The sequence below is a fragment of the Nonomuraea sp. NPDC059007 genome, assembly GCF_042740555.1.
Classification (GTDB): Bacteria; Actinomycetota; Actinomycetes; order Streptosporangiales; family Streptosporangiaceae; genus Nonomuraea.
Genome location: NZ_JBHYJD010000056.1, coordinates 20903 through 32931, shown reverse-complemented (window position 1 = coordinate 32931; position 12029 = coordinate 20903). Strand labels below are relative to the sequence as shown.

Below are 12029 nucleotides of genomic sequence, written 5' to 3'. Positions count from 1 at the left end.
ACTTCCCCCATTTCAGCAGGTGACGGTCTTGTCGTAGCCGGACAGCGGCGTGCCCCACTTCCAGGCCCTGATGCTGCCCTTGCCCGTGCCGAAGCAGGGGCTGTCGGGGCCGCGCTTGATGATCACCTTGACCCACATCTTCTTCTTGCACGTGTTGCGCAGGATGATCGCTTTCTGGGCCTGGCTGACGTAGCGCGCGACGCAGGCCGGGGCCGTACCCAGCACCGCCGTGGCGGCTTGCGTCGCGGCGGATCCCGCGCCAGAGACGCCCGCGGCGTGCGCCGGCACGCCGGCGAGCAGTCCCACGGCGATGGAGGTGGCCGCGAGCGACCCGAACACCTTCACTCTCATGTCGCCCACTCTCATGTCGCCCACTCTCATGTCGCCTTCCTCTCCGTTGATGGAGCGAAGGTAGGGCGGCCGATGTTGGGAACCTGTTGAGGATCCGCTGAGACCCGATGTAGTGGGCGATGCTCAGGTGTGCGCCCGGCGGGTGCGGGGGCGCGGCGGGGAGGGGTGGGGCTGCGGCAGAATACCCGCATGGCACCTGATCGTCCGCCCGGCAGCGTCCTTGAAGCCGTGCTGGAAAGGGTGACATATGCGAATGAGGAAACGGGCTACACCATCGCGCGGGTGGCGACCGAGCGGTCGGGCAGTGAGTTGCTGACCGTGGTGGGGCCGCTGCTGGGGGCGCAGGTCGGGGAGTCGCTGCGGCTGACCGGGCGGTGGACGTCGCATCCGCGCTACGGCAAGCAGTTCGAGGTCTGGTCCTACAGTACGGTCCTGCCGGCCACGATCCAGGGGATCCAGCGGTATCTGGGGTCCGGGCTGATCAAGGGGATCGGGCCCAAGATGGCCGAGCGGATCGTCGGGCACTTCGGCACCGGCACGCTGGACGTGATCGAGAACGAGCCGGAGCGGCTGGTCGAGGTGCCGGGGCTCGGGCCCAAGCGGACCAAGATGATCGGCGCCGCCTGGGAGGAGCAGAAGGTCATCAAGGAAGTGATGATCTTCCTGCAGGGAGTCGGGGTCTCCACCTCGATCGCCGTCCGCATCTTCAAGCAATATGGCGATAAATCGGTGGAAGTGGTGAAGAGTCAGCCGTATCGGTTGGCGGATGATGTGTGGGGCATCGGGTTCAAGACTGCCGACACCATCGCGCAGGCGGTCGGCATCCCCCACGACAGCCCGGAACGCGTCAAGGCGGGCCTGCGCTACACCCTGTCCCAGGCCGCCGACGACGGGCACTGTTACCTGCCCGCCCCCAACCTCGTCGGCGACGCCGTCAAGATCCTCGACGTGCCCGCCGAGCTGGTCGCCGCCTGCCTGGAGGAGTCGGTGGCCGCCGAGGAGGTGGTGCGCGAGGAGATCCCGGCCGGCGACAACACCGTCCCGGCGATCTACCTGGTGCCCTTCCACCGCGCCGAGCTGTCCCTGGCCGGCGGCCTGACCTCGCTGCTGCGGGGCGGCCACGACCGGCTCAAGACCTTCGCCGACGTCGACTGGGAACGCGCCGAGCAGTGGCTGCACGGCCAGACCGGCGCGGAGCTGGCCGCCGAGCAACGTCAGGCGGTACGGCTGGCGCTGACGGAGAAGGTCGCGGTGCTGACCGGCGGCCCCGGCTGCGGCAAGAGCTTCACCGTGCGCTCCATCGTGCTGCTGGCGCGGGCCAAGCGCGCCCGCGTCATCCTGGCCGCCCCGACCGGCCGCGCCGCCAAGCGCCTGGCCGAACTGACCGGCCACGAGGCCACCACCGTCCACCGGCTGCTGCAACTGCGTCCGGGCGGCGAGGCCACCTATGACCGCGACAACCCGCTCGACGCGGACCTGGTGGTGGTCGACGAGGCCTCGATGCTGGACCTGCTGCTGGCCAACAAGCTCGTCAAGGCGATCGCGCCGGGCGCGCACCTGCTGTTCGTCGGCGACGTGGACCAGTTGCCCTCGGTCGGCGCGGGCGAGGTGCTCAAGGACCTGCTCGCCGCCGACGACATCCCGCGCGTACGGCTGACGCAGATCTTCCGCCAGGCCGCCGAGTCCGGCGTGGTCGTCAACGCCCACCGGGTCAACTCCGGCCGGCACCCGGTCCTGGAGGGCATGAAGGACTTCTTCCTGTTCCCCTGCGAGGAGCCCGAGGAGATCGCCCAGCTCACCGTGGACGTGGTGGCCCGGCGCATCCCGCGCAAGTTCGGCCTCAACCCGCGCCGCGACGTGCAGGTCCTGGCGCCCATGCACCGCGGCGCCGCCGGCGCGGGCGCGCTCAACATCGCCCTGCAGGAGGCGCTGACGCCCTCGCGCGAGGACCTGCCCGAACGCCGTTACGGCGGCCGGGTCTTCCGCGTCGGCGACAAGGTCACCCAGTTGCGCAACAACTACGACAAGGGCGCCGCGGGGGTGTTCAACGGCACGGTCGGCATCGTGGAGGCGATCTCGCCGGATGAGCATCAGCTGAGCGTGCTCACCGACGAGGACGAGAGCGTCGACTACTCCTTCGACGAGCTGGACGAGCTCGCCCACGCCTACGCGGTCTCCATCCACCGCTCGCAGGGCAGCGAGTACCCGTGCGTGGTGGTGCCGCTGGCGACCAGCGCGTGGATGATGTTGCAGCGCAACCTGCTCTACACCGCCATCACCCGGGCCAAGAAGCTCGTGGTCATCGTGGGCTCACGCCGGGCGCTGGCCCAGGCGGTGCGTACCCGCGGCGCGGGCCGGCGCCACACCGGGCTCACCCATCGGCTGTCACCAGCCGCCGGCCCAGACGCTGGGCGGGCGCTTCCACCCAGCGCCAGGTGAGCGCGCTGAGCGCGAACGTGGCCGGCACCGCCCACAGCGCCGGCATCACCCGCAGCAGCAGCGGGTGCAGCAGGTAGACCGAGTAACTGACCAGTCCAAGCCAGCTCAGCACGTACGGCACGCCCCGCCCGCGCAGCGCCATCCCGGCCAGGAAGATCGCCCAGGCGGCCACGAAGGCGGTCTTGAGATTGGTGCCCGGCGACAACAGCACCCCGACGACCGGTACGGCCAGCACGATGCACGCCCGAGCCCAGGTGATCTGCCCCTGCTCGGCGCGGTAAAGGGCGGTTCCGGAGAACATCGTGGCCACGACGATGAGGCTCTGCCAGGCGGGCAACCGGCCGTTGAAGGCCAGCAGGGCGGTGACCGCGACGAGGAGGACGGCCGCGCCGGCCTGCCGTACCGGACCATCGCCGCCCAGGACGGCGGCCAGGCCCGCGGCGATGACGGCCAGCGCGAGCAGGGAGGCGCCCGTGAGGGCGCCGGTGGGCAGCAGCGCGGCGCCGGCCAGCGCGACGGCGGCCAGCCCCAGCGCGATCTCGGCGCTGCGCCGGTGCGCGCCGAGCGTGAACAGGGCGGTGACCAGCAGGTAGAAGGCCATCTCGTAGGAGAGCGTCCAGAGCACGCTGACCGCGCTCGGGGTGCCGAGCAGGTCCTGCAGCATGCTGAGGTGGGCCAGCGGGGAGCCGGTGACGGGCAGGAGGAGCAGGGCGCCGGCCATGCACAGCGCCCACAGCGGGTAGAGGCGGAAGGCACGGCCGATCCAGAACGCGCGCACCTCGCCGCGGCGTTCCAGCGAGGCGGGCACGATGTAGCCGCTGGCCAGGAAGAACACCATGACGCCGCACCAGCCGGCGGCGAACCATGCGCCGCTGACGGCGTGCACGGAGGGCGACAGGCCGGCGACGGCGTGTTCGTAGACCACCAGGACGGCGGCCAGCCCGCGCAGCGCGTCGAGCCAGGCGAGCCGTTTGCCAATCCTTTGCGGTCCGGGGGAGAGCATCCGGCCAGGCTACGTCGTACCAGCGGGCTTGACCTGTTCTTGACCTGCGCTTGACGTCACTGAGTGATCGAAATGTGACCGAACTCTCCCGAATGAATCTGCGTCATACATGCAGGAGCATTAAGGTTTTGAGAGTTGTTTTAGGTAAATGGGGGAGAGGTCCGTTGTGAGTACTGTGCCCGGTTGGAGGAGACCCGCGGCGGGCGTGGCGCTGCTGGCAGCCGCCGCGTTGACGGTGTCGTGTTCGGGGGGCGCTCCCGCCGGCCCGGGACAGGAGGGCAAGCCCGGTCAGGCGGCGACGACGCCGCAGGCGCCGGTCATCAAGATCACGCCCGAGCAGGGCAGCGCCAAGGTGAGCCCGGACAAGAAGGTCGTCGTCGAGGCGGCCGGCGGCGTGCTGGACGAGGTCGTGGTGCAGGCCGGGACCGAGCAGGTCGAGGGCAAGTTCAGCGCCGACAAGACGCGCTGGGTGTCCAAGAGCCCGCTCAAGCCGTCCACCGACTACAACGTCACCGCCAAGTCGGGGGCCACGCAGGCCGCCAGCGCGTTCAAGACGCTGAAGCCGGAGCGGGTGTTCAAGGTCGTGGACGTCACGCCCAACGCCAAGGGCGAGAAGATCGGCGTGGGGGCGCCGATCATGGTCCGCTTCGACCAGCCGATCAAGGACAAGGCGAGCGTCGAGGCCGCGCTGAAGGTCGAGGCGGAAAAGCCCGTCGAGGGCGCCTGGCGCTGGATCGACGACACCTACGTGATCTACCGCACCGCCAAGTACTGGCCGGCGCACCAGAAGATCACGTTCCACGCCGACATCGAGGGCATCAAGGGCGGCAAGGGCCTGTACGGCGGCAAGGACCACGAGACCACGCTGCGGATCGGCGCCAAGCAGATCAGCAAGATCGACACCCGCAAGAAGATGATGTACGTCTACGTCGACGGCAAGCGCAAGCAGACCATGCGCATCAGCGCCGGCATGGCCACCACCCGCGAGTACACGACCACCTCGGGCATCCATCTGACGATGGAGCGTGGCAATCCGGTGCGCATGATCTCCCCCGGCCGCAAGAAGGGCGACCCGGGCTACTACGACGTGATGATCAACCACGCGGTGCGCATCTCCAACTCCGGCGAGTACGTCCACGCCAAGAACAACGTCTGGGCGCAGGGCGTGCGCAACGTCAGCCACGGCTGCATCAACTCCCGGCCCGACCAGGCCAGGTGGTTCCACGACAAGATGCAGCGCGGTGACGTCGTCGACATCGTCGGCACCAACCGCCAGCTGGAGTGGAACAACGGCTGGGGCTACTGGCAGATGTCGTTCAAGCAGTGGAAGAAGGGCAGCGCCCTGCACGGCAAGGCGTGATCGCCGCCATACCCGCAGCGGTGCCGTAGGCGCCACCGGGCGTTCACGCGGCGTTCACGGCCGGTGCCTACGCTCCGGTGAGATGAGAGGCAAGATCGTCCTGCTCGCCGCGGCGCTGACAGTGGCCGGATGCGGGACGCAGACGGGCGGCCCGGCGTCGATCCTGGACAAGGACGAGCTGGTCGTCGCGGTGAAACCGGACCAGCCCGGCCTCGGGTTCAAGACGGCGGGCGGCAGGTTCGAGGGGTTCGACGTGGATGTGGCCTCCTACGTGGCGGCCCATCTGGGGAAGAAGGTCACCTTCGTCCCGACCACCTCCGAGGGGCGCGAGGACAAGCTGAACTCCGGCGAGGTGGACATGGTGATCGCCACCTTCTCCATCAGCCCGCAGCGCAAGGCCGAGGTGACCTTCGCCGGGCCGTACTACGTCTCCCACCAGGACATCCTCGTGCGCGCGCGGACCACGGACATCCGCGGGGTGCGTGACCTGCGCGGGCGCAGGCTGTGCCAGGCCAAGGGGTCGATCTCGGCCTCGCGCATCGTCGAGGGGCGCCGGGTGATGGCCGGCCTCGTCCCGGCCGCCACCTACAGCGCGTGCGTGGAGATGCTGCGCGCGGGCCGGGTGGACGCCGTCTCCACCGGGGACCTGATCCTCGCGGGCTTCGCCGCCGCCGACAAGGGCGCGTTCGCCATCGTGAACGCGCCCTTCACCGAGGAGCGCTACGGCATCGCGCTGCCGCGCGGCGACGTGGCCGGGTGCGAGGAGGTCAACCGGGCCCTGACCGCCATGTACCAGAGCGGCGCGGCGGCCACGCTCCTGCGGGCGCGCTTCGGTTCGACGGGCCTGCGGCTGACCACCTCGGTGCCGCAGTTCGAAGGGTGCGAGTGAGTCTCAGGCGACCTCGCGGCGCAGGACCATGCCCGGCCAGGCGCCCACGCTGATCGGCTTCTCCCGGGTGAAGCCCCAGCGCTCGTAGTAGGCGATCAACCGGCCGTCGTCACCGGCATAGCAGTCCACGCGCAGCAGTTTCACCTGCCGTTCGCGGGCCTCGCGCAGCGACCGGTCCAGCAGCGCCCGGCCCACCCCGTGACCGGAGAAGCGCCGGTCGATCACCAAGGCCTGCACGTACAGCTCCGGCTCGGGAGCCGCGTCCACGTACGGGTTGGCCGCGCCGACCACCACGCACCCGGCCGGCTCGCCCTCCACCTCCGCGATCCGCATCCCCTCGCCCTCGGCCCACCCGCGCACCTGCTCGTGGCGCAGGGGGTTGGCGCTGAACGGCTCGCTGCCCCATTGGCCGGCACGCCCCTGGGCCACCAGCCAGGCCACCGCGCTGTCGAACATCCCGAGTACCGCCGCCACGTCCCGTGGCCCGCCTGTCCTGATCTTCATGGACGTCAGCGTATATTTCCTAGAAATCAGGTAGGAAATATTGCCATTATGGGCGGGCCCGCCTATCGTGAAGATCGTGAGTCCAGGCCTGACCCGTCGCGCGCACATCGACTACTGCCGCGTCGCCAGCGCACAGTGTCGCCGGTCCTAGCGCCGGACCCGATCCGCCGCATGCCGCAACCCGTCTGTCTGCTCTTCCGTCGAAGGACGATTCCGCATGCCCGCACATCCCCGCCCTCTGCTGGCCGTACTCCTCGTCTCCGTGCTTCTGGCCGCCTGCGGCCAGGCGGACGGCAGCACCCAGCAGGCCCTCGCCCCCGACGCGCCGCTGCCCACCACCGTGCCCCAGGGAACCAAGCTGATCATCGGCGACCCGGCGACCAAGATCGCGCTGGAGTTGTCCGGCGAGATCGGCACGTTCTCCTTCCCGATCGAATGGGCCAACCTCAGCGGCGGCCCGCAGACCTCCGAGGCCTTCCGCGCCGACGCCCTCGACGTGGGCGCGGTCGCCGAGATCCCGGCCATCCACGCCACCTGGACCGGGCTCCCCGTGAAGATCATCGCCTCGCGGTTCAGGAAGGACCCGCTCGCCCACCCCACCTACGAGCTCGGCATCGCCCCCGGCGTACCCGTCAAGACCCTGGCGGACCTGCGCGGCAAGAAGATCGCCTACAGCCCCGGCCAGGCCCAGGGCGCGCTGGTGCTCAAGGTGCTGAAGAAGGCCGGCCTCACCAAAAGGGACGTCACCCTCGTCGAGTTGCCCAGCACCGGCGACGTCTACCCCAACGCCCTGGCCAGTAAGCAGGTCGACGTCGCGCCCATCGGCGGCGTCAACATCAAGCGCTACACGGCCAAGTTCGGCAAGGACGGCGCCACCACCCTCCGCCACGAGCTGCGCGACGACCCCAGCCACCTGTACGTGCGCACCGAAACCCTGAAAGACCCGGCCAAGGCGGCGGCGCTGCGCGAGTACGTCGCGGCCTGGATCCGCGCCTCCCGCTGGGTCTACGAGCACCCCGAGGAGTGGATCGCCGGCTACTACGTCAAGGACCAGGGACTCACCCCGGAAGACGGCCGGTACCTGGTCGACCTGGCCGGCGAACCCGACCTGCCCACCGACTGGAGCCAGGCCGTCGCCCGCCACCAGGAGACCATCGAGATCCTGGCCGCCGAGACCGGCAACCGGCCGCTGAAGGCCGCCGACCTCTACGACCTGCGCTTCCAGACCGTCAGGGACGGTGCCTGATGCTCCTCGCCACCCCGCCCGACACCCTCGTCCAGGCCCGCGCCCGCCGCAGCCTGCGCCCCGGCCGCCCCCTGCGCCTCGGCTTCCTGTACGGCCCGCTCCTGCTGGTGGCCGCCTGGGCGGCCGGCTCGGCCACCGGCCTGCTCGACCCCCGCTTCCTGCCGGCCCCCTGGACCGTCGTGACCACCACCGGCGAGCTCATCGCCAGCGGCCGGCTGCAGGACAACCTCCTGTCCTCCGTCCAGCGGGTCGGGCTCGGCCTGGCCTTCGGCATCCCCGCCGGCACCCTGCTCGCCCTCGCCTCCGGCCTGAGCCGCTGGGGCGAGGCCCTCATCGACGGGCCCGTCCAGATCAAACGCGCCGTACCCGCGCTGGCCCTGATGCCGCTGCTCATCCTGTGGCTCGGCATCGGCGAAGGCATGAAGATCACCGTCATCGCGCTCGGCGTCGTCGTCCCCATCTACATCCACACCCACAACGGGCTGCGCGGCATCGACGCCCGCTACGTCGAGCTGGCCGAAACCGTGGAACTCGGCCGGGCCGCGTTCATCCGCAAAGTCGTGCTGCCCGGCGCGCTGCCCGGCTTCCTGCTCGGCATGCGCTTCGCGGTCACCACCGCCTGGCTGTTCCTCGTGGTCGCCGAGCTGATCAACTCCACCAGCGGCATCGGCTACATGATGGACCTGGCCCGCACCTACGGCCAGACCGACGTGATCCTCGTCGGCATCGTCCTGTACGGGCTGCTCGGCCTGTTCTCCGACGCCGCCGTGCGCCTGGTGGAAAGGAGGGCGCTGTCATGGCGACGGACACTGGCCGGCTGACGGCGGCAGCCGTACGCATCGAGGGGCTGACCCGCTCCTACGGCGAGCGCGTCATCCTGGACGCCCTCGACCTGGAGATCCCCGCAGGGCAGTTCGTCGCGCTGCTCGGCCAGAGCGGCTCGGGCAAGAGCACGCTGCTGCGCGCCCTGGCCGGGCTCGACTACGACGTGGCAGGCACCGGCCGCGTGCAGGTGCCCGAGCAGGTCTCGGTCGTCTTCCAGGACGCCCGCCTGCTGCCCTGGCAGCGGGTGCTGGACAACGTGATCCTGGGCCTGGACGGGGCCGAGGCCAAGGGCCGCGCCGGCCTTGCGGAGGTCGGGCTCGGCGGGCGCGAGCGCGCCTGGCCCAACGAGCTGTCCGGCGGCGAGCAGCAGCGGGTCGCGCTGGCCCGCTCGCTGGTGCGCGAGCCGCGCCTGCTGCTGGCCGACGAGCCGTTCGGCGCGCTGGACGCGCTGACCCGGCTGAAGATGCACGCGCTGCTGCGCCGCCTGTACGAGCAGCACCGCCCGGCCGTCCTGCTGGTGACCCACGACGTGGACGAGGCCATCGCCCTGGCCGACCGGATCCTGGTGCTCACCCGCGGCCGGATCGCCGCCGAGCAGCGCCTGGACGGCTCCAGGAGCCACAGCGAGATCAGGTCCGAGCTGCTGCGCGCGCTCGGCGTGAAGGGACAGGCCCGATGAGACAGCTCAACCTGAACCTGTTCGTCTACCCGGGCGGCCACCACGAGGCCGCCTGGCGCCACCGCGAGGCCAGGCCGGAGCGGGTCCTGGACATCACCTACTACCAGGAGCTGGCCCAGCGCGCCGAGCAGGCCAAGATGGACGCCGTCTTCTTCGCCGACGGGCCCTCGCTGCCCGACAACGTGCGCTACGCCAGCCGCTTCCGGCTGGAGCCGTTCACGTGGCTGTCGGCCATCGCGGCGGTGACCGAGCGCATCGGCCTCATCGCCACCGCCTCCACGACCTACCTGGAGCCCTACAACCTGGCCCGGCTGTTCGCCTCGCTGGACCACCTGTCGGGCGGGCGGGCCGGCTGGAACATCGTCACCACCGGCGCCCCGCAGGCCGCCCAGAACTTCGGCCTGGACGAGCATCCGGTGCACGCCGAGCGCTACGCGCGGGCGCACGAGTTCCTGGAGGTGGTCAGCGCGCTGTGGGACAGCTGGGAGGACGACGCGCTGGTCATCGACCCGGCCTCCGGCGTCTTCGCCGACACCGCCAAGATCCACGCGATCGAGCACGCGGGGGAACGGCTGCGCGTACGCGGCCCGCTGAACACCCCGCGCACCCCGCAGGGCCGCCCCGTCTACGTCCAGGCCGGCTCCAGCGAGGACGGCAAGGCCTTCGCCGCCCACCACGCCGAGGCGATCTTCACCGCCCACCAGACGTTGGACAACGCCCGCGACTTCTACGCCGACGTCAAGTCCCGGGTCAAGGCCGCCGGCCGCGACCCCGACCTGGTCAAGGTGCTGCCCGGCATCAGCCCGTTCATCGGCTCCACCGAGGCCGAGGCCCAAGCGCTGGAGCGGGAGTTCAACGAGCTCACCCAGCCCGAGTACTCCCTGCGGCAGCTGCGCCAGTTCCTCGGCATCGACCTCGCGGGCCACGACCTGGACGGGCCGGTGCCGCGCGAGAAGCTGCCCACCCACGAGCAACGCGGCTACGGCAGCCGCTTCGGCGTCGTGCTCGACATCATCGAGCGCGAGAACCCCACCATCCGCGAGCTCCTGCACCGCCTGGCCGGCGCCCGCGGCCACTGGGTGACCGCGGGCACGCCGGAACAGATCGCCGACCGCATCGAGCAGTGGTTCACCGGCGGGGCGGCCGACGGCTTCAACGTCATGCCGCCCTACCTCAACGGCGGTTTCGAGGTCTTCGCCGACCACGTCCTGCCCCTGCTGCGCTCGCGCGGGCTGTTCAGGAGCGAGTACGGCGGCGCCACGCTGCGCGAGCACTACGGCCTGCCCCGCCCGGCCGGCCGGTACGCGCCCGCGCCCTAGCGCCGCAGAGCCGAGCCGTCCGGGTCAGGGGCCGGACGGCTCGGCGCCCGGCGCGGGCGCAGCAGCAGCGCCGTGAGCAGGGCGGCGGCCAGCAAGATCGCCAGCGCCAGCCCCAGCGCGGCGACGTACCCGGGCACCGCGGCGGTGTGCGCGGCGGCCACGGTGTTGAGCAGCGCGACCCCGAGCGCCGCGCCCACCTGCTGGGCGGCGTTGTAGGCGGCCGAGGCGGCGCCGACGTCGTGCCCGCGCAGTCCCGCCGTGGCCAGCGCCGCGGTCGGGGGCAGCACGCAGCCGAGCCCGAGCCCGGTGAGCACGAGCGCCGGCAGCAGGTACCCGCCGAGCACGCCCGTGGTGCCCGCCTCCAGCCGGGTCAGCACGAACATCCCGGCGGCGGCCGCCAGCAGGCCCGCCACGATCAGCACCCCGGGCGGCACCCGCCCGTGCAGCCGCCCGGCGATGAGCGAGGCTCCGGCCAGGGCCGCGACCGCGTTGACGATCAGCGCCAGCCCGGCCTGGACGGGCGTGTAGCCGAGCGTGGCCTGGGTGTAGTAGCTCATGAACAGGTAGAAGCCGAACATGGCCACGAACATCAGGGTGATCGCCACGAACGCCCCGGCCCGCGCGCGGTCCAGCAGCACCCGCATCGGCAGCAGCGGTTCGGGCGCCCGCGTCTCCACCACGACGAACGCCGCCAGCAGCACGATCCCGCCCGCCAGCAGCCCGAGCACCCTGGGCGCGCCCCAGCCGAGCGGTTCGGCCTCGTTGAAGGCGTAGACCAGGGCGGCGAACCCCGCCACGCTCAGCAGCCCGCCCGGCACGTCCATCCGCCCGCGCGCCGCGGGGCGCCGCTCGCGGCCGGTCCCGGCCATGGCCGCCGCGGCCAGCAGCGCGATCGGCACGTTGATGTACAGGCACCAGCGCCAGCTCGTGTACTCCGTCAGCAGCCCGCCGGCCACCAGGCCGATCGCCGACCCGGCGGCGCCGACCGCGGCGAAGGCGCCGAAGGCCCGCCCCCGCTCGCGCGGGTCGGTGAACGTGGTCGCCAGCAGCGACAGCCCGGCGGGCGCGAGCAGGGCGGCGAAGACCCCTTGCAGCGCCCGCGCCGCGAACAGCATGGCCGGGCCCGAGGCCGCCCCGCCCAGCGCCGAGGCGGCGGCGAACCCGGCCAGGCCGATGACGAAGGCGCGCCGGTGCCCGAGCGCGCCGCTGACCCGGCCGCCGATCAGCAGCAGCCCGCCGAAGGCCAGCGCGTAGGCGGTGATCGCCCATTGCCGGTTGGCGTCGGTCAGGCCGAGCGCCTGCTGGGCGGTGGGCAGGGCGATGTTGACGATGGTGCCGTCCAGGACGACGAGGAGCTGGGCGGCGCTGACGGCCGCCAGTGTCCGCCGATGTGCGAGATCCATGTCTTCCAGCG

The 12029-nt window shown here is 71.4% G+C and carries 11 protein-coding genes; 7 read left to right on the top strand and 4 right to left on the bottom strand.

Annotation, left to right across the window (positions count from 1 at the left end; all coding sequences use genetic code 11):
- Positions 1-12 precede the first annotated feature (12 nt).
- Positions 13-351, bottom strand: a complete 339-nt coding sequence (locus ACFWY5_RS49405) for a hypothetical protein (protein ID WP_379639114.1) — start codon at positions 349-351, stop codon at positions 13-15.
- 189 nt (positions 352-540) lie between these two features.
- On the opposite strand from ACFWY5_RS49405, the gene ACFWY5_RS49400 reads away from it, so the two are divergent.
- Entirely contained in the window at positions 541-2790 is a 2250-nt protein-coding gene (locus ACFWY5_RS49400; RefSeq protein ID WP_379639112.1) for an ATP-dependent RecD-like DNA helicase, read from the top strand.
- On the opposite strand, the gene ACFWY5_RS49395 is transcribed toward ACFWY5_RS49400, so the two are convergent.
- Positions 2723-3793, bottom strand: coding sequence for an acyltransferase family protein (locus tag ACFWY5_RS49395; protein WP_379639111.1), 1071 nt, complete (start codon positions 3791-3793; stop codon positions 2723-2725). The genes ACFWY5_RS49400 and ACFWY5_RS49395 overlap by 68 nt on opposite strands.
- 205 nt (positions 3794-3998) lie before the next feature.
- Here ACFWY5_RS49395 and ACFWY5_RS49390 point away from each other — a divergent pair, with 205 nt between their 5' ends.
- Both ACFWY5_RS49390 and ACFWY5_RS49385 read left to right on the top strand, forming a co-directional pair.
- A complete protein-coding gene (locus ACFWY5_RS49390) occupies positions 3999-5153 on the top strand; it encodes an Ig-like domain-containing protein (protein WP_379639110.1) in 1155 nt (384 codons plus the stop codon).
- Positions 5154-5235: 82 nt separating this feature from the next.
- Positions 5236-6042 (top strand): glutamate ABC transporter substrate-binding protein, encoded by an 807-nt coding sequence (locus ACFWY5_RS49385; protein WP_379639109.1) that lies wholly within the window; start codon positions 5236-5238, stop codon positions 6040-6042.
- Positions 6043-6045: 3 nt separating this feature from the next.
- Here the strand turns inward: ACFWY5_RS49385 and ACFWY5_RS49380 are convergent, their stop codons facing one another.
- Positions 6046-6546, bottom strand: a complete 501-nt coding sequence (locus ACFWY5_RS49380) for a GNAT family N-acetyltransferase (RefSeq protein WP_379622879.1) — start codon at positions 6544-6546, stop codon at positions 6046-6048.
- Positions 6547-6763: 217 nt separating this feature from the next.
- On the opposite strand from ACFWY5_RS49380, the gene ACFWY5_RS49375 reads away from it, so the two are divergent.
- Genes ACFWY5_RS49375 through ACFWY5_RS49360 form a run of 4 tightly spaced genes read left to right on the top strand, consistent with a single transcriptional unit; the run spans position 6764 to position 10615 of the window.
- Positions 6764-7792: an ABC transporter substrate-binding protein gene (locus tag ACFWY5_RS49375; protein ID WP_379639108.1), complete on the top strand. Its 1029-nt coding sequence runs from the start codon at positions 6764-6766 to the stop codon at positions 7790-7792.
- The gene (locus tag ACFWY5_RS49370; RefSeq protein WP_379639106.1) at positions 7792-8613 is read left to right on the top strand and encodes an ABC transporter permease; all 822 of its coding nucleotides are present in this window, start codon (positions 7792-7794) and stop codon (positions 8611-8613) included. Before ACFWY5_RS49375 ends, ACFWY5_RS49370 begins: the two co-directional genes overlap by 1 nt.
- Positions 8589-9296, top strand: a complete 708-nt coding sequence (locus tag ACFWY5_RS49365; protein ID WP_379639105.1) for an ABC transporter ATP-binding protein — start codon at positions 8589-8591, stop codon at positions 9294-9296. Before ACFWY5_RS49370 ends, ACFWY5_RS49365 begins: the two co-directional genes overlap by 25 nt.
- Positions 9293-10615, top strand: a complete 1323-nt coding sequence (locus ACFWY5_RS49360; protein WP_379639104.1) for an LLM class flavin-dependent oxidoreductase — start codon at positions 9293-9295, stop codon at positions 10613-10615. The genes ACFWY5_RS49365 and ACFWY5_RS49360 overlap by 4 nt, the downstream gene beginning before the upstream one ends.
- Here the strand turns inward: ACFWY5_RS49360 and ACFWY5_RS49355 are convergent.
- Complete coding sequence (locus tag ACFWY5_RS49355) at positions 10612-12018, bottom strand: MFS transporter (protein WP_379639102.1); 1407 nt, start codon at positions 12016-12018, stop codon at positions 10612-10614. The two genes, ACFWY5_RS49360 and ACFWY5_RS49355, sit on opposite strands and share 4 nt — an antisense overlap.
- Positions 12019-12029: the final 11 nt, after the last annotated feature.